Origin of the sequence: Caballeronia sp. AZ7_KS35 (assembly GCF_023631045.1) — a bacterium.
Classification (GTDB): domain Bacteria; phylum Pseudomonadota; class Gammaproteobacteria; order Burkholderiales; family Burkholderiaceae; genus Caballeronia; species Caballeronia zhejiangensis.
The window spans coordinates 196,823-214,462 of record NZ_JALQDV010000009.1 but is presented as its reverse complement, the minus strand read 5'-3'; the positions used below and the strand labels follow the sequence as shown (position 1 = coordinate 214,462).

Below are 17,640 nucleotides of genomic sequence, written 5' to 3'. Positions count from 1 at the left end.
ACCACGTGAAATCGGCGAGCCGCTCTTGGAGAGTGCTTTGCTGGCGCCTATGGGCACGTTACTAATCGGGCTGCCGGCTTGGCTGAACAATGCCCCGATTCTGCGAATGCTCACTGACGCGCGAGGGATAAGCAACGCGCCTTTAGGGCGGGGCTTGAGGGACATCCGGTCACGGTACGCGAGAGCCACGAGAGTCGCTCTCGGAAACTAGGACATAGGTCGTGGCTGGAAACCGCCGAGCGCGAGCGCAATGGCCAAAGAAATCCGCGCACCACGACTGCGTTTACCTATCTTTCTTAGCAAAAACACTTCGCTAACGACATTCTCCGCGTCAACAACGATTGGTTAAGCCCGAATACGAATAGCGAACTCACGTCGGAATCGATATGCCTTCGAAGCGAAACGCCGCTTGGCGCAAACTGCCAGAGCGCCAGCGAGCGTGAGCCATTCGGCCCTTAAATGGAACTTGGCTTCGCTAAGCGTTGCTCAATCAGCCGTAATGCGATAGCTGCCCGTCTTCTTTCCGACGAAGTTGAATGAGCCTTTCTCGGCAGGGAGTTGCAGAACCTGCTGCCAGTCAAGCTCTCCCTTGATTCCCTTGTACTTGCCGGTTCCGGAGCCCAGTGTCGCCTTTCCGGCAATTGTGCCGGCTGCATGACTGAACGTCTCGACGAAGTTGTCGCCATCTTTGTCTGCGAAAACGCAGAAACCATTCGCCCCTCCAGCGCTGAAACCGGCTTCGGCGCAACGCGCTGTGACGTTTTGCATGAGAGGAGTCTTGGCGTTATTTGTGAACGTCATCGTCGCCTCGAAGAGGTACACGGCATTCTCACTGCCAACAGGAATCTCCTTCACGTCGCGTCCGACCGCGGTAAAGGTAACGTCAATTGGGCCTTGCTTTGGAATCGTTTGTGAGAAGCTGCTACTGACGGTCAGAAGAGTTGCGGTAGCTGCAAGGAGGGTCATAGTCGGACAACGGATACGCTTGTTCATTTCGTACCTCCAAGGCGGAATGCCTAATGTTGGTTTTGAACGGTAGAAGCGTTGCAGAACGCTAGGATTTTAGCGGTGCCATTGCCGCTAGCTGCAGTCGACCGTCGCCAGGGTAATGATTAAGGTTATAGAGCTTTCGGATTGAAAGTTCTAGTATCTCGAATCGCTCATCAGTGACTACAGGCCATCTTCGTAGTCACTGCTCTTACTTGTGAAGATACGCAGGTACTGCTTGCAGCATACAGGCGTCGCTTTCGTTGAGCCGAAGGCATCGCAACCGCTTAGCGCATTATTGAGCGTCGCCAATCGGCGCTCCGCCCAACAGTTCGAACTCGGAACCGCCGGGAAAGGTGCAGCGGTTGTTCACGGCAGGCGTTCCATCGCTGAGGTCACCGATTGGCGAGTGGACCAGAAGTCCCTCCACGGGTCCTCGGAATGGAAACTTAGATACTCACGCGCCGTTTGAACGTTCCATTGGGCACCGCCTTTCAGGTCCGCGAGCTGTTCCCATGCGACCGGCATCGAGACGCCCATTCCTGCACGGGCGCGTGCGGAGAACGCCGCTGCGGTCGTCTGTGCCTTGCCGTTGCGCAAGTAGTCGACAAAGACCTTCCCAATCCGGTTTGCCGGTCCCGAGACCGCGGAGAACCGCTCCGGAATCGTCTTCGCTAGATGCCGCACGAACGCCTGAGAGAACGCCTTCACGGTCGCATAATCTGCACGCGGCGTTAGGGGCACCACAAGATGTAAGCCGTTGCCGCCGCTCGTCTTCAACCACGCCTTCAATCCAAGCTCCGATAGCAGTGTGCGCACGAGGAGCGCAGCCTCCTGCACGATGGCCCATTTGACTCCGTCGCCGGGGTCCAGGTCGAAGATGACTCTGTCAGGCTTGTCGAGACGGGAGACTACCGAATTCCATGTGTGGAACTCGACGCAGTTCATTTGAGCAGCCGCCAACAAAGCGTCCGGAGTATCGACGGTCAGCAGTGGCGGGTGCCCTGGCCATAGGTCGCGGTCGTGAGCCGCTAGACCAGGCATCGCGGTTCGCTCTGCATGCTTCTGAAAGAAGAGCTGGCCGGACACACCTTCCGGTGCACGAACCAGCGCAACCGGGCGGTCCTTCAGGTGTGGCAGCATCCACTCGGCGACGCTCGCGTAGTATCGAACAAGGTCGGCCTTCACGACTCCTGCTGATGCGTCAATCACCCGCTCGGGGTGCGTGATTTTGAGCTCGGCAGGTGGCGTGGGAAGCTCGGTTTTCCCTCCCTCCCGGACGACGCTGCCGGCAGGCTTATCGATTCGTAGTCCTCGAAAGGAAGCCTGTCGAACAACTCCCTCCGCGGTCCATTCTGCGAACTCAACTTCAGCGACCATGGTCGGCTTCACCCACAGCTCACTTCCGGCCGCGCGTCTTGACCATCGTCCGGGCTTTTTCACTGGCGTGTCGAACGGCGCTTCACCCACTTGAAGCGGTGCTAGTTGCTGCCATAGTTCTCGCGCAGTCTTGGAATTCCAGCCCGTTCCGACGCTTCCTGCGTCATGGAGCTTCTTTCCGGCGTAATAGCCGAGCAGGAGGCTGCCTACCTCGCCAGCGTTGCCGCCACGACCGGTCATGCCGCAGATGACGAACTCTTGGCGCAAACGCGCTTTCGCTTTCAGCCACGTTTCGGTGCGACCCGATTGATACGGCGCATCTCTGCGCTTCAGCACGAGACCCTCGAGACCGAGCCCAGCTGCGGCCTCGAAAACCCGGACGGGCGGAGCGTCGAAGTCTTGGCTGAAGATAAGGTGCTCGCCGCTGCCTTCGAGAAGAGACGCTAGCCGAGCGCGCCTCGCCCACAACGGCACCTTTCTCAGGTCTTGTCCTTCCAGATACATCAGGTCAAAGAGAAAGTAGACGATGTCGGCATTGGTCGCTCCGCCGATTGCATCTTGGAGTGCCGAGAAACTGGGAATGCCGTCCTTCAAGACGACAATCTCGCCGTCGAGCCAGGCACTCGAGACAGCTACCTTTTGTATTTCCGCTTTGAGCGTCGGAAACTTCGCCGTCCAGTCGTGACCGTTTCGAGTGAACAGCTTGACTCGCTTTCCGTCTATACGAGCAAGCAGCCGATAGCCGTCCAGCTTTGTCTCGGTCACCCAATCGCCGGTCGCGGGAAGAGTGTTGGCAAGCGTTGCGAGCTGCGGCTCAAGCTTCGCAGGTAAAGGTGCGTCTTGCGCAGCGGAGAAGTCAGCCTCTTGCTTTGTCGCCCGTGAACGTTTCGCTGCTCTCGGCTCACGTTCTTCGACGAGCCCGAGCGGATTTGTGATGACGCTGTCAGGAAGTGCTTTGATGACGTCGTATTCATTGAGCGGGCGCGCCCATTCGTCGCGCTTTTTGAAGAGCATCCACTGGTCTTGTTTGTCGTCGGGCTTTGAGATGCGCACTAACTCCCATAAGCCGGCGAGCTTTTCGCCATGCAGGCGGAACACGAGCTTGCCCGCGCCCACGCCCTTGACCGCGTCGCCTACCGGCTCCCATGTTCCCCGGTCCCACACAATCACCGTACCGGCGCCGTACTGCTTTGGCGGAATCGTGCCTTCGAAACCGGCGTAGTCGATAGGATGGTCCTCGACGTGCACGGCCATCTGCTTTCTGCTGGGGTCATAGCAAGGACCTTTGGGAACGGCCCACGATAGCAGTACGCCACCCAGTTCGAGTCGGAAGTCGTAGTGCAGACGGCTCGCCCAGTGTTTCTGGATGACAAAACTCAGGCTGCCTGCACCGCCGGCCGTTTGAGCGGTAGATGCCGACGGCTCGGGAGTGATACTGAAGTCGCGCTTCTTTCGGTAGCGTGAAAGCGGCGGGGACTTCGTGTCATGAGGCGAAACCATGTTGGGCGGTCAGGAAGGCGACGTGCGAGCCGGTCGCACGCCTTTCGCGAAAGCGCCGGAACCCGCGCTGACGAGCCATCGCTCACGCAGCATCGTTGCGCTCGGAGCCGTCGCCGGCCTCTTTGTCGTCGTCTGTCTCGATGCGTGTAATACCGCCGGTGGCGGGCGGGTCGCTTGCCGGGAAAGTCTCCTCGACCGACTCATCGATAAGGTCCTCGGACTTCTCGTTGCTCGGGTTCTGCTCTCTCATCTTCGTAGCCATGTTCCCTCCGGTATCTTTCACGACAGGGAAAGCAAGCGATATGCCGACATTTGGTGGCGCCCTAGCGGTGCGGCTGTGGCCGCGCCGCGGATGTCTCGGCGCGGGCGGTGCTATTCTGTCCACGGCGCCCCGGCGGCCGTGCCCGACGGTTGCGTCCTTTTCGTCCGGCAAACTCCAACAGCCGGCTAGGAGAAGCCCATGGCAGCTCGCTCAATCGCGTCGCTTTCTCTATCCTTCGGATTGGTCTCCATTCCGGTTCGGCTCTACTCTGCCACCGAGAGCTCGTCGGAAGTCCGGTTCAATATGCTGGCGCCAGATGGGTCGCGCGTGAAGCAGCAGTATGTCTCAGAGACCACGGGAAAGGTCGTCGAGCGAGCTTCGATGCAAAAGGGATACCAGTTTGAAAAGGACCGATACGTCGTCTTCACCGGCGAGGAGTTGAAGGCACTGGAAGAAGGCGCAAGTCACGTTGTCGAAATCGTCTCTTTCGTTCCGGAGAAGGCGGTGGACCCTTTGTTCTACGACAAAGCTTATTTTATTGCGCCGGACAAGCGAGGCGGAAAGCCATACAGCCTCTTACAACGGGCGCTTGCTGAGACTGGTCGATGCGCGCTGGCGAAATGGTCCTACAAAGGAAAGACGCGAATTGTCCAGATACGCCCGACTGACGATGGCATGGTGTTTCAGCAGTTGCTCTTCGCAGATGAAGTCCGCTCGTTGAAGGACCTGGACATCGAGCACGTGGCGGTCTCTGACGCCGAGTTGAAGCTCGCCGTGCAAATAATCGAACAGGGTGCCGAAGACAATTACGACGCATCCGCATATGAGGACGAAGAGAAGAAGCGCATTCTCGCAGCAATCGACCGGAAGATTGGAGGCAAACAGATTGTTGCGCCTGCAGGCGGCGAAGCTGCGCCGACTGGCGAGGTCATCGACCTGATGGAGGCGTTGCGTGCAAGTCTGGCAAAGAGCGGCGAGAAAGCCAAACCGTCTGAAAAGCGCAAACCCGCATTGAAGGCGGTTGAAGAGCCAGTGGTTCCGAAAACGCGTAAGCCTGCCGCCCGAGCGCCGAAGGTCGCCACCGAGGCTCCAGTGAAGGTGCGTGCCCGCAAGTGAGCAAGCGCGACGTATCGCATCACGTCTCGCTCGCCAAGCTTCAATCGATGCTTGGCGTTTCGCGGCGCGTTGTTGACGGGCTCATTGACCTCGGGCTGGTCACGCCCACCCGCGGACCGCGTAACGCGCTGCGCTTCACGTTCCAGGACGTCGTCTTGTTGCGCACAGCACTGCAACTACGGACGGCGAAGACAACTCCACGGAAACTGCGAGAAGCGCTTGCGCGACTCAAGCGCGAGCTCCCGGATGAACTCCCGCTGTCTGGGATTCGTGTCGCCGCCGAGGGCGACGCGATTGTCGTCAAGACCGGTCCCTCACGCTGGGATGCAATCACGGGGCAGATGCTGCTGGACTTTGAAGTGGCGGAAGTTAAAGGCGATGTCGTCCTGCTAGATGCATCACCCGAGCGCAAGAGCGTTGCGGCAGCTCAAGCCCAGGAGCGCTACGAGCTGGCCGAACAATTGGTAAAGACCGACGCGGATGCCGCCGAGCGCCACTATCGGCGCGCCATCGAACTGGCGCCAGAACCGTTCTACGCGGCGTACGTCGATTTGGGGGCTCTGCTATGCGAGCAAGAGCATCAATGCGGCAAGGCGCTCGAGGTATTTGACGAAGCACTACGGCACTTTCCGAACGACGCAATTCTGCACTTCAATCGAGCGGTGGCGCTCGACACGATGGGGCGCCTCGAAGAGGCCCGCGCGAGCTACGAGCGGTGCCTCGCCCTGAACCCCGATTACGCCGATGCCCACCACAACCTCGCGATGTTGTTGGAAAAGCGCGGTGACCGACGTGGGCTAATCAGGCACCTCAACGCCTACCGAAGACTGAGCAGCTAATGGACTGGTGCATTCGAAAGCCATTGAACAGGGAGCATCCACGGGTACGCAGTTGCAAAGCAAGGTGGCGCCGGTGACGGGAGCCGCGTCGGGAATCGGCCTGGCGATTTCTCAGATGCTTGTTGCCGGTGGAGCGCGTGTGGTGCTGGCGGACCGCGATGAAGCAGCACTCACAACCGTTTGCAAGCAGTTGGGCACCGCGGCGATTCCGCTGTCAGTGGACCTTCTCGACACGAGCGCGTGCGCTGCGTTGGTGTCCCGGACGCTCGAGGCAACGTTCCGCGCGCTGCAGATTCAAGGTTTAGCAAAGACTTGAACTCAGGCTCACGCGTCCTAAAATGCATCATCATGACCACGCCGTCCTGCACACCGATATGACATTTTCCGTTAGCGGCGATTTGCGAGCGCAGACAGAACTGCTGACCTTTCTCGTCATCTCGCACCTTGCGACTAAATACGCGACCGGTGAGTGGATGTCGACAGAGAATACCGTGGAGTCGTCAATTTACTGGTCGAAGGCATTGCAGCGTGATGAAGACTTCGTGAACAGGGTCATGCTAACAAGTCGAGCGCTATCGATTGCGAAGGTCATCGAAGCCGAGACCGGTCTCACGCTGAGCGGCAATGCCTTAGCTTCTATTTTCGACAGCAATCTGCGGCTGGACTTCTCGTCTGCAACGACCCGCGAAATCTACCACCGCTGTGAGACATATTTGTTGGCGGCGAAGTAGTTGCGAAAGGGCCAATCCGTTCCGTCGCAGCCCCGAAACTCCCAGAAGCTGCGTGAAATCTCGTGCCGCTGGTTCGCGTCTAAGCCTTGCAGCAGTCGTTCGAGCCGCGCTCTGTTCAAGAGGTCCGCCAACGCTCCGGACTTTCCCCTTCAGGCTAGCGCGCCGACCCGGTTGACTTCGACTGTAATGTGCGACAGTCCCTTGAAGCGCTTCAGAGCGGAGTGATAGAAGCTCGGACTGCGCTCCACCTCATTGGTGGCAACCGACACGACAGCACTCATGTGTCCCGGGCCGACACGCCATACATGCAGGTCCAGCACCGTATCACCACCGTCTTCAATTACGTGACGCACGCTTTCGGCAAGCCGCCGGTCGGGGTTCATGTCGAGCAGAATGCCACCTGTATCGCGCATCAGGCCCCACGACCAATTTGCGATTACGAGTGCGCCGATAACACCGGCAAGCGGGTCCATCCAAACCCAGCCAAACGCGCGGGCAAGCAGGAGACCGATAATCGCCAGCACCGAAACGGCTGCGTCCGCGATGACGTGAACGTATGCCGACCGGATGTTGTGGTCACGCATGGAAGTAGCCAATGCTTCGCCGTGACCATGCTCGTGTTCTACGAATTCGACTTCGTGCTCGCCGTCTGGAAGTCGGACGAGTACCGTGAAAGCATGAGGTTCGGGAATCTCTTCTTCTGATTCGAGATATTCGCCCCGGTCAGCAAACGAATATGTCTGACGAGAACCGCCTGGACGAATCGTCGTGGCCGAAACCGTGTCCGGCGTTAGCTTCGATTTTCCGGTTTCAGGAGTGATACGGAACACCGGCGGTACGCCATCTTCGAAGATGGAAACAGCGAAAGCGCCGCCGGCGAAGATATGTTTCGACTCATCTTCATGAGCACGGTCGTCGCCGGACCCATGTACATGTCCGTGTCCATGGCTGTGCCCATGACTATGGCCGTGATGGTCGCCGCTCAACAACCAGACACTGGCAAGGTTGACCAGCAGGCCGACAACGGCGATAGGAATCGCTTCATCGAAGTGAATGGGTACGGGTGAAAAGAAGCGCGAAACAGCTTCGTACGCAATCAGCAGTGCAATCATCGCAAGCACGATGGCGCTCGTGAACCCCGCGAGGTCGCCCAGCTTGCCCGTCCCAAAAACAAAGCGCGAATCAGTCGCGTGCTTGCGTGCGTATGTGTAGGCCAGCGCGGCAATCAGCATCGCACCCGCATGCGTCGACATATGCAGCCCATCAGCGACGAGCGCCAGCGACCCAAAGAGGCTGCCCCCGACGATTTCTGCCACCATCATGGCGCTGCACAGCGCAATCACCATCCAGGTTCTGCGCTCGTTTTCCTCATGGGCTGCCCCGAGGAAGATGTGGTCGTGCCCCGCGCCAAATTCCGCGTCTTTCCAGTTACTCATTTCGAAACCTGCTCTTACTTGAAGTAGCTGTGGACCACTTCGATTAACTGTTCCGTGCCACTGCCGTGCTCGCCTTCATGCTCCGCGTCGACTAAATGAGTTCGAATGTGGTCCTCAAGGACTACCGCCACCAGCCCATTCATCGCTCCCCGGCAACTCGTAATCTGCTGAAGCACGTCCATACAACCGCGCTCCTCCTCAAGCGCGCGTTCGATGGCCTCTATCTGTCCTTTGATACGACGGACTCGGTTAAGCAACTTCTGCTTTTCGCGGACGGTATGACTCACTGCGGGTCCCCCTCGTATAGTCTAGGGGGGTATACTAACATGCTGAGCTTTCACTCTTTAGCGATGTACAGGATGCGTTCATGCACGTACGACTAAACGCCGCGTTCACGGCGCTGCTTGCCGCCGCGCTTTTTGGCGCCACAACTCCGCTCGCGAAGATGCTGCTCGGGACGCTGTCGCCGTTCCTGGTCGCGGGTCACGGTTGTACTGACTGTGGCTATAGCCTACGCCGAAAGTGAACTGCCCGAGAACGTACTGCACTCCCGCGTGCATGGTGTCAATCGAACTGGCAGAAGCAAAGCCTTGGTTTATTGCGGAGAAGAAAAGCGAATCCGAACTGCTCGTCCACGTGCGGATGCCATTGGTGAGAGTGTTGCCGCCGTCCGCGTGGAGATAGCCAACTGCTGCGCCGAGCGGTCCACTCGTATAGCTGATTGCCGCCGAGTATGTCTGCCCGGACGCGGTGCTCCCCGCTACCCCTCCGAACGCGTAGAGCGCTTCGATTTGAACGCCATACATCACCGGGCTGATGTACTTGAGCGCGTTGCTGACCCGCAGGTCATTGTCGTAGTTGTCTACGTCACCAGGCGTGGCGAACAGTCCACTGAAGAAGTTGTCTTCAGTCAGCGGCTCTACAAGGTCGGTGACCGGGTCATACGTTCGCCCGAGTTTGATGGTTCCAAGGCGACTAGATAGACCCACTGTCGCAGAGCGCCCGACCATCCGGCCTCCTTGGCCAAGGGCGCCGGTACCGGGGTTATACCCATTCTCCAACTGGAAAATTGCTGACAGTCCAGAACCAAGGTCTTCTGTGCCTCTTACTCCCCACCGGGAGCCCATAAGCGCTCCGCCAAACTTCACTTGGGTTGACTGGTTCTCTGTCGACGTCTGCGAGTCCTCTTCTCGCACGACGCCGGTCACCTATGGTGGATGTTGACAGGACGACAGGGAAACCCTCATCTAGGGGTTCCTCACCTGGCGAGCATTGCCCTTATCTTCGGCGGCTTCTACCTCCTCTCGAAAGCCTTGCACGCGCTCTACACGGCGCCGGCAGCGGTCAGCTGGCTACAACGGGGCCGAATGCCACATCCGCCACCCGCAGTACGTTGCGTTCGTCATCATCATGGCAGGCTTCCTTCTGCAATGGCCAACATTAGTCACGTTGGTCATGTTTCCGATACTCGTCGTCACGTACGTGCAGCTCGCACGTCATGAGGAACGGGATTCCGAGAAAGAGTTCGGAAAGGCCGTGGCTCGATTACACTGCTCGAACGCCGCGCTTCGTGCCTCGACTCTCTCGGGCGGATGCCGCACTTGTTCACTAGCGACCGTCGGCGCGTTGCGGGCAGGGCGCTGTCGCCTACAGGGTGACATCGCCCTTTAACCATGAGATGACGTTACTAAACCTTCGCGTTCCGCAACCGCAGAGCGTTGGTTATGACGGAGGCTGAACTGAGGCTCATAGCGAGCGCCGCAATCATCGGCGATAGTAGTAGGCCCGTGAACGGGTAAAGCACGCCTGCCGCCAGTGGAATCCCCAATGCGTTGTAGACGAACGCGAAGCCAAGGTTTTGCTTCATGTTCTTGACCGTGCTCTCAGACAGCTCTCGAGCTCGGGCGATGCCGCGCAAATCACCCTTGACCAAGGTAACCTGCGCGCTGCTCATTGCGACGTCGGTTCCCGTGCCCATCGCGACTCCGACGTCCGCCTTGGCGAGTGCTGGCGCGTCGTTGATACCATCGCCGGCCATCGCGACCACTTTGCCCGCTTCCTGGAACCGAGTGACGAGCGCAAGCTTGTCGGCGGGCTTGACCTCACCGTAAAACTCGTCAATGCCCAGTTTGCTAGCTACGGCCTTGGCAGTCACGACACCGTCGCCAGTTGCCATCACCACGTGAATGCCGTCATCAGCAAGGCGAGCCAACGCCTCTGGCGTCGTCGCCTTTATCGGGTCCGACACGGCCAGAAGGCCAGCCAGCTTCGCGTCAACGGCCAAGTACATGACGCTTGCGCCTTGAGCCCTTAGCGAGTCGGCGTCATTTGCTATCAGTCCAGCGTCAATGCCCTCTGCTTGCATCAGCGCGGTATTGCCTAGGGCAAGATTGCGGCCGCCTACAATTCCTCGCACGCCGATACCCGTGCTGGACTCAAATTCTTCAACTCTTTCGAGCGTCAGGCCCTGCTCGCGCGCTGCAGCCACGATTGTTGCGGCGAGCGGGTGTTCGCTACCTTGGTCAAGGCTTGCTGCAAGACGAAGAACCTCTTGCTCCGAGAAGCCGTTGACGCCGACACAGCGTTGAAACGCTGGATGTCCCTCCGTGAGCGTGCCGGTCTTATCAACGATAAGCGCGTTGACCTTACGCAGGTTCTCAATAGCCGCGGCATCCCGAAAGAGCACTCCGTTCGTAGCTGCCTTACCGCTTGCAACCATGATAGACATCGGTGTTGCGAGTCCGAGCGCGCATGGGCATGCAATGATGAGCACGGCGACTGCATTGATGAGACCAAATACCCAGCTTGGTTGAGGTCCGAGCAAGCCCCATACAACGAACGTCAGGACAGCGACGCCAACGACGGCTACGACGAATACACCCGCGACTTGGTCTGCCATCCGTTGCATAGGCGCGCGAGAGCGCTGAGCTTGCGCGACCATCTGGACGATTTGCGCCAATACTGTTTGCGAACCGACCTTTTCTGACCTGATAACCAAGGTACCCGCGGCGTTCATAGTGGCGCCAATTACACGGTCTCCGGGCCTCTTGGAAACAGGAATCGGTTCGCCAGTAATCATCGACTCATCGAGTGAGCTGGTTCCGTCCGTGACGACACCATCCACCGGCACCTTTTCACCCGGCCGCACGCGCAAAAGGTCTCCGACATGGACGTGTGTCAGCGGGACATCCTCTTCGGTTCCGTCTGCATTGATTCTTCTGGCTGTCTTTGGGGCCAAGCCCAAAAGCGCCTTGATGGCAGCTGATGTTTGCGAACGCGCCCTTAACTCCAGCAGTTGCCCCAGCAGCGTGAGCGATATGATGACAGCCGCGGCCTCAAAGTAGACCTCGACACGACCGTGTGCGACGAAGGTCGCAGGAAACACGCCTGGTGCCACGACAGCAATCACACTGTAGATATAGGCCGCCCCAGTTCCTAAGCCTATGAGCGTCCACATGTTCGGGCTGCGATTGAGGAATGACTGAACACAGCGCTCGAAGAATGGAAACCCCGCCCACAACACGACGGGCGTTGAGAGCACGAACTCAAACCAACTCAGCGTCGAAGGGCTCGGCAAGGACTCGCCACCTTCAAAGACCCGGACCGGCGCCTACTCGACTTCTGCGTGCAGGAGTATTTGCGCCGGGATGAGTCGGTTGAAGCGAATTTATATGCTTGGTTGCGTTTCGAGCAGCGGCCGGACGCCGAGGCGTTCGGTGCGCTTATGGAGCTTGGCCGAGCGACCAACAGCGCTGACCTAGCGCGCGAGCGAGCATTTGCCCTTCTCTGGGCGCTGGTGAAGAAGGAGGAAGCTTCGGCTGCCGCCAATAAGTCGACGTGGTACCACCCGACGTCGCGCACCACCATCGTCGAAATCTTCCTCACCTCCAAAGATTACGAAAAAGCTTGGCAGGCATTCGCCGGTGGTGCGGTCGCCACCAATATGTGGGCAACGATGGCATCAATCCGAGCGAAGACTCATCCCCGCGATGCAATCGCCCTCTACCACCGTTTGCTGCCAATTGCAGCGGAGCAGGGCACGAGAAAGGCTCGCTACGAGGAAGCGTTCAGTATCGTGCGCAAGATTCGGAGTCTGAGAATAGAGCTCGGCGAGCCGGTTGAGTTTGCGAAAGAGCTTGAGGTGATTCGAAGCGCATATGGTGCCAAGAGAAACTTCATGAAGCTGCTTGCGACGTTGACCTGAGGCAATAAGGTCGTATCGCCTGAATGAGGCAAACCCTTAATTGCTTCGGTGGCTTACAAGCAATTTCGCGATGAGTGTTGTTGTCCAAAAAACTACTCTTCGCGCTTCATTAGAGCATCGCTCTAGGCCGAGGACTCGCATTGCTCAATGCCCATATGGCATAGTGCGCTGATTGCAATCACGAAAGGGGAAAGTCATGGCTACGCTGCAGTCCATTCAGGCGAAGATTGCGAAACTTCAAGCTGAAGCGGAGGCAATCACCAAGAAGAAATCGGCGAACGTCATTGCCGACATTCATGCTCTGATGGCGGAGCACGGGATAACAATGGATGACCTCGGCTCCGCGTTTGGTGGCAAGAAGCGTGGCAGCAAGATGGCGATGAAGTCAGCTTCGGTCGCGCAAGCGTCGAAGGCGAGATATTGGGACCCAAAGTCGGGAGCGACATGGAGCGGACATGGCCGCGCGCCGGGCTGGATTGCGAGCGCAAAGAATCGCGACAAGTTTCTTATTGATGGCAGTGCGGCGGGCGCTTCGACTGCCGCCAAAACGTCGCTGAAGGGTGTCGGCAATTACCCTCGTGGTCCGCAGCCCGCGCTGTACCGCGACCCGAAGTCCGGGGCGACGTGGAGTGGTCGTGGAAAAGCGCCGGGATGGATGGCGACTGCGAAAAATCGCGACCGGTTTCTAATTGATGGCAATGCGACGAGCGCGCCCGCTGTAGATAAAAGTTCGGCGAAGGCCGTAGGCAACTACGTTCGCGGGCCGCAACCCGCAAAATACCGGGACCCAAAAAGCGGTGCGGAATGGAGCGGTCGCGGAAAAGCGCCGGGATGGCTCGCAAGCGCAAAGGACAGGACGAAGTTCCTGATTGACGGCGCTGCGGCCACGGCCGCTGATGGCAAGGAAAGTGCACCGAAGGCAGTCGCGGCGAAGAGAGCAACCGCGAAGAAAACGACCGCGACGGTATCGGCAAAGAAGGGCGCTGCGAAGAAGGCGTCGGCGACGTCTGCGAAGACTTCTGCAGGCAAGAGCGCTAATGCAAATAAGTCGACAACCGTACCTAAGAAGGCACCGAAAGTCGCGGGCAAGAAAGCTGTCGTCAAGCAGGTCGCGACAAAGAAGTCGGGTGGCAACGTTACAGCGGAGAATGCGGCAGATTCGGCGACGATGCTTCCGGCGAACGCGAGCGATGTGCAGGCCGGTTCTCTTGGCGCGTGAAGGCGATTGACTTAAATCCTGCCGATGGCAGTCTGCAGAGTAATCGTGGACTATCACCGCTAGGCCAGGGGCAGAGAACTCGACAATAGCTCACGGAATGGGCTCGTTAGCGACGCCGTCTTCCGATTGGACCGCGGAGAGCGGCGAAAGCGACTAGCGAAAACGCAGAAGCGGCGAAGAAGGCTGACGGGGTCCAAAGCCGCATTGGCGGTCCTCAAGCCAGCCTTCTTCTGGCTCGGGATTACTTGCCGGCATCAGCCTCGCACTTCTTCAAGAACGACGTCTTGGCAGCACCGGCGAGCGGGTTTCCATCTTTCCCTACCGCTTCGCTTGCGCATGCAGCGGAGACATTGCTCTTGTTGCCGGAATCCGCCCGCATAGATTACGGGCACCGCGTCGCAGGTCGCGGCTAAAGTCGAAGACCTTCGTAACCTTTATGCCACAGCCGCTTCAAAATCAACCATGCGTGCCAACCGGAGCAGCACGGGAGATGGTCCAAGCAAGTCGCCGCCACCGGCGGTTGCCTGGATACTGAAGAAGCCAGTTCGTCGTAGGCCGTCTGCTACTGCTTGAAACTCCGCTGCGTCGCCGAAGACGCTTGGGATGAGAGCTTCGCGCGCTTTTGTGGTCGCAGTTCTCTTCCGCTCTATTGAGTCGTCTTTCTGGTCAATGGCGACTTCCCAGTGGTGGAGAATGCTGCCCGCAACGAGAATCTCATCTCGACGCAAGGGCGAAAGGAGGTCGGCATAGTACAGAAAGTCATCCGCCTTAATTAGCCCAAGGTGCGCTTGTCCAGAAAGCACTTGCGCGAGCAAGCGCAGATTGACTCGTCCCGCCCCTTCCTGTGCTGCTCGAAGATAGCGATAGACAATTGCGACCGCCTCTTCAGCATCGGTCTCGCTGAACCGAACCTTGCCGCGAGAAAGTTCAGCCAGCATGATTTCTCGAGCGCTATCGGCGCGCTTTTTAAACAGCGCCTTTAGCGCTTCTCCGGCGGCACCGCCGCCCGGAACTGATAAACAACTGAAGATATCTCCGACCACTGCAGGCAGACTATCAAGCACGGCTTGTACCATTCCGAAAGGGTTGAGAGGCTGTGACGCAGAGTCGCCCCAGTACGCATTCCGCTTCGCAGTAGAGTATGGTCATTCTGGCTGATTTGACTCTTGCTTCGTGGGTCCTATCCGCGCCATGAGTCGGCGAGTGAATTGCTCGCGACCTTCTTCCGACACGAACTTCTTTGCGAAGTTGCTAGCTGCCGCCGCTGGCGTCCCATCGGTAGCGAAGAGTTGAATGAAGTGCTCACTCTCAGGGAGCTCGGAGAGTAGGTTCGCTACAAAACCGCTGCGGAGATTGTTTTCTGTCAGCATGGGCAGCACGGAAAATAGGTCAAGCTCGACTAGCGCATCGACGTACGTTTTGAATTGATTTGAGTTGAGTCCAATTTTTCCGTCAATCAACATCTTGAACAGGCTTTGACCTTTGATAGCAGAGTCATCCAACTCTGCATCATTACCATGTGGAAAGCTGAGGCTGGGTTGTGTCTTGCTCAAATAAGCAATCAAGAAGAAAAGCGATGCGCGCCAGAAATCGACATCTTTTTCTGCTTCCATCGATGCATATGCGCTGAGCACTTCACGGGAAGAGTCCTTCAAACAAATGCTTAAGCGCGAACGGTCCAGCTTCAATAGCCCGACCATGCCTGTACATAAGCGTATCGCGCTTTTGCCCCGACCGCCATCGGAATCGGGGGCTCTGTACCCCGCGACGAGCCCTCGGGCCGCAGCATCAAAAAACTCAGGGTCGCCTGTCTCCATATGGAACTTGATTAACGATAGCTCTTCAGGAGTAGGGGCTCGACTTCTCAGTTCGTTTTCCAACCACTGGACTTGCGCCATGGGGCCACTCATTGGCTCGCAAGCGTGCAGCATCCATACCGAGTTCTGTTCGAGTGCCCGATGACACAATCTTGCCCACGTACCGGGTTCGAGAGGTAGAGAAATGCGCTCAAATAACGGTTCCTCAGTTATCTCCTTGACCGGGGGCAACGAAAGAACTGCAATCAGTGCGTCCGCCCATGTATCCCATCCGGTTGCAAACTGGGCCTTGAGGTCAACGGTGACGTTCGACTCAGCCTTCAGTGCGAGTCGACGTAACATCAACACCACGGCTCCGGCAACCTTACGCTCGTTGCTAATCAAGGAGAACAAAGCCTCGAGCCCGGGCAGAATATTTGGATTTGCGAGTCGCAGTGCAGGCCCAGCAAGGAAGGTCGTAATACACGTGTGTCGCAGTTGCTCGGCCGCACGAGCTTGAATTCTCGGTGGTCGGTCCGAGCCATCATGTCTTGCTAGGGGTGCTAGCGCTCGCACGGCTTGGAGGAGTCGCTCTTGTTGAGACTCGAGCCCAGGCAGCTCTTGTCGCACATATCGGTCAAGAACGTGCCCGAACCCTGGGCTTTCTTCAAAAAGCGCTGCCAGCGCGTCGGCATCTGCATCGTCGAGCGCCTTATCAAGTCGAGGGCGAACAGACAGGTATGAGGCTTCGGCTCGGCTCCCGGCACGATGATGGAGCATGGCAAACGTGTCGGACAAGTTTGGTTCTCGAAGGATTGCCGCAACACGTGGCGACGGTGCGTACTTCGATTCGGAAATAACTTCCTTTGAAAGGAGATAGGCTGCGAGGCTAGCGAGCGTGGCTTCTTCTTTCCACTCGAGCTTCATGACGACAAGCTCATTGACAAAGGACACCAACGCTCTGGGAGTCAAAGACTCTTGCGGCCTCAGTTCGTCATAGAGGCGAAGTATTTCATCGTAGTCTCCGGTCAAATCGTCCCCGAAGGCCTCCACAAGCTTCGCGTTTAGATAGTTCTTCCAGGAATGAAGCATCGGCGGCGGAAGGGCGAGCCGAATCTGGAAGACCTTCTCGAGGAAGGACGGGCTCGGGTCTTTTCCGCCGCCCGCGGACGCTGCATCGATGAGTGAAGTCAAAAGCACACGCTTCTCATCTGCAACGGGCACCAGCACCCAGATTCGCCTGAACCACGGACGGTTGACAAACTGAGGATTGTCGAGGAACGAGCGTAACAGGGACCAAATCGATTGAGTTTCGTTGCGGTCGATTCTATCGAGATTGTCAACGACGATGAGCAAGCGCCGAGACGAATCGGCGAGTACTTCGCTCATGAGTTCGCCGAAGGCCTGCTGAAACTCGACGGAAGTGGGTTCCGGGTCTTCGTGTGTTTCGACTTGTTCCTCGTCGGTTGAGCGACGAACAATGAAGCCGAAGGTCTCGGCCGTGAATCGGTTCAATACCCAAAACGTGGCACTGCCGATTGCCACGGTTGCCAGTGCAAGTTCGAAGAGATTGAAGTCGCCAAGGAGCTTCTTTGTGAACTCCGCTAACGCAGGACTCGCTACAGCGAGGGCAACAAGCCCCGTCAGAACACGCTTTGCTGTCGGGGAGAAGAGTGGCTTCGTTCGCTTTGAAGTCACTTTGAATCGGCGACTGAGCTGAGCTAATTTGCGCTGCCAGTAATTTTCCTCCTCAGCGGGCCGTTCGCGCAGCCAATGACGTAGTCTCAGTTTCTCGAGTAGTGCCGATAGGAATGCTCGCCGCAAGGGGTCACCGGTATGCACCCATGCATCATAGGTAAAAACGGCGAAATTACCGCCACCGCTTATTCGTTCAAGTTCGTCACTAACCATACGAACAACGGTGGACTTTCCGGAACCCCACATCCCATCCAACCGGATGGTTTGGCCGCCTGGCGAATTTTGAAGTAGGGTGACAATCGTTGCCGCTACTCGTTCGTGCGCCCCACCGAGTAGGTCAGTGGGTGACGGCTCGTCGACGAGTAACACCGGCTTGCGAGGTGTGTTCATGGTTACGCAAAGTGGCTCGAAAAATGAAACCGTTGAGCTTCGCAAACGCCGCTGTGAGGGCCGAGTTAGCTGACGATACTTG

14 protein-coding genes and 2 pseudogenes are annotated in these 17,640 nt (G+C 57.8%); 7 read left to right on the top strand and 9 right to left on the bottom strand.

Annotated features, from left to right (window positions below):
• Window positions 1-486: 486 nt before the first annotated feature.
• From NCT05_RS11195 to NCT05_RS11185, 3 genes are all read right to left on the bottom strand, one after another.
• On the bottom strand, window positions 487-993 hold the full coding sequence (locus NCT05_RS11195; RefSeq protein WP_250502274.1) for a hypothetical protein: 507 nt from the start codon (window positions 991-993) through the stop codon (window positions 487-489).
• Window positions 994-1,356: 363 nt separating this feature from the next.
• On the bottom strand, window positions 1,357-3,867 hold the full coding sequence (gene ligD / locus NCT05_RS11190; RefSeq protein ID WP_250502273.1) for a DNA ligase D: 2,511 nt from the start codon (window positions 3,865-3,867) through the stop codon (window positions 1,357-1,359).
• 82 nt (window positions 3,868-3,949) lie between these two features.
• Window positions 3,950-4,129 (bottom strand): hypothetical protein, encoded by a 180-nt coding sequence (locus NCT05_RS11185; RefSeq protein ID WP_250502272.1) that lies wholly within the window; start codon window positions 4,127-4,129, stop codon window positions 3,950-3,952.
• A 198-nt stretch (window positions 4,130-4,327) separates the two neighbouring features.
• Between NCT05_RS11185 and ku the strand changes: the two genes are divergently transcribed.
• Genes ku through NCT05_RS11165 form a run of 4 tightly spaced genes read left to right on the top strand, consistent with a single transcriptional unit; the run spans window position 4,328 to window position 6,815 of the window.
• On the top strand, window positions 4,328-5,245 hold the full coding sequence (ku, locus tag NCT05_RS11180; RefSeq protein ID WP_250502271.1) for a non-homologous end joining protein Ku: 918 nt from the start codon (window positions 4,328-4,330) through the stop codon (window positions 5,243-5,245).
• Window positions 5,242-6,084: a tetratricopeptide repeat protein gene (locus tag NCT05_RS11175; protein ID WP_250502270.1), complete on the top strand. Its 843-nt coding sequence runs from the start codon at window positions 5,242-5,244 to the stop codon at window positions 6,082-6,084. Before ku ends, NCT05_RS11175 begins: the two co-directional genes overlap by 4 nt.
• Before the next feature lie 7 nt (window positions 6,085-6,091).
• Window positions 6,092-6,400, top strand: a complete 309-nt coding sequence (locus tag NCT05_RS11170) for an SDR family NAD(P)-dependent oxidoreductase (protein ID WP_250502269.1) — start codon at window positions 6,092-6,094, stop codon at window positions 6,398-6,400.
• Between the two features lie 22 nt (window positions 6,401-6,422).
• Window positions 6,423-6,815, top strand: a complete 393-nt coding sequence (locus tag NCT05_RS11165) for a hypothetical protein (RefSeq protein ID WP_250502268.1) — start codon at window positions 6,423-6,425, stop codon at window positions 6,813-6,815.
• Between the two features lie 149 nt (window positions 6,816-6,964).
• Here NCT05_RS11165 and dmeF read toward each other — a convergent pair whose 3' ends face one another.
• Together dmeF and NCT05_RS11155 are read right to left on the bottom strand one after the other, a co-directional pair.
• Window positions 6,965-8,251, bottom strand: coding sequence for a CDF family Co(II)/Ni(II) efflux transporter DmeF (gene dmeF, locus NCT05_RS11160; protein WP_250502267.1), 1,287 nt, complete (start codon window positions 8,249-8,251; stop codon window positions 6,965-6,967).
• A gap of 14 nt (window positions 8,252-8,265) precedes the next feature.
• On the bottom strand, window positions 8,266-8,538 hold the full coding sequence (locus tag NCT05_RS11155; RefSeq protein WP_250502266.1) for a metal/formaldehyde-sensitive transcriptional repressor: 273 nt from the start codon (window positions 8,536-8,538) through the stop codon (window positions 8,266-8,268).
• Between the two features lie 80 nt (window positions 8,539-8,618).
• Between NCT05_RS11155 and NCT05_RS11150 the strand changes: the two are divergent.
• A pseudogene (locus tag NCT05_RS11150) lies at window positions 8,619-8,735 on the top strand (EamA family transporter); the annotation flags it as partial.
• On the opposite strand, the pseudogene NCT05_RS11145 reads toward NCT05_RS11150, so the two are convergent.
• Window positions 8,734-9,414 (bottom strand): annotated as a pseudogene (locus NCT05_RS11145) (porin); the annotation flags it as partial. The pseudogenes NCT05_RS11150 and NCT05_RS11145 sit on opposite strands and share 2 nt — an antisense overlap.
• Before the next feature lie 524 nt (window positions 9,415-9,938).
• The gene (locus NCT05_RS11140; RefSeq protein ID WP_250502265.1) at window positions 9,939-11,828 is read right to left on the bottom strand and encodes a copper-translocating P-type ATPase; all 1,890 of its coding nucleotides are present in this window, start codon (window positions 11,826-11,828) and stop codon (window positions 9,939-9,941) included.
• A 48-nt stretch (window positions 11,829-11,876) separates the two neighbouring features.
• On the opposite strand from NCT05_RS11140, the gene NCT05_RS11135 reads away from it, so the two are divergent.
• Both NCT05_RS11135 and NCT05_RS36755 read left to right on the top strand, forming a co-directional pair.
• Window positions 11,877-12,455: a hypothetical protein gene (locus tag NCT05_RS11135; protein ID WP_250502264.1), complete on the top strand. Its 579-nt coding sequence runs from the start codon at window positions 11,877-11,879 to the stop codon at window positions 12,453-12,455.
• A 196-nt stretch (window positions 12,456-12,651) separates the two neighbouring features.
• Entirely contained in the window at window positions 12,652-13,674 is a 1,023-nt protein-coding gene (locus NCT05_RS36755; RefSeq protein ID WP_284507510.1) for an H-NS family nucleoid-associated regulatory protein, read from the top strand.
• 434 nt (window positions 13,675-14,108) lie between these two features.
• On the opposite strand, the gene NCT05_RS11115 is transcribed toward NCT05_RS36755, so the two are convergent.
• The gene (locus tag NCT05_RS11115) at window positions 14,109-14,750 is read right to left on the bottom strand and encodes a hypothetical protein (protein ID WP_250502263.1); all 642 of its coding nucleotides are present in this window, start codon (window positions 14,748-14,750) and stop codon (window positions 14,109-14,111) included.
• 69 nt (window positions 14,751-14,819) lie between these two features.
• A complete protein-coding gene (locus tag NCT05_RS11110; protein WP_250502262.1) occupies window positions 14,820-17,558 on the bottom strand; it encodes a KAP family P-loop NTPase fold protein in 2,739 nt (912 codons plus the stop codon).
• Window positions 17,559-17,640 lie beyond the last annotated feature (82 nt).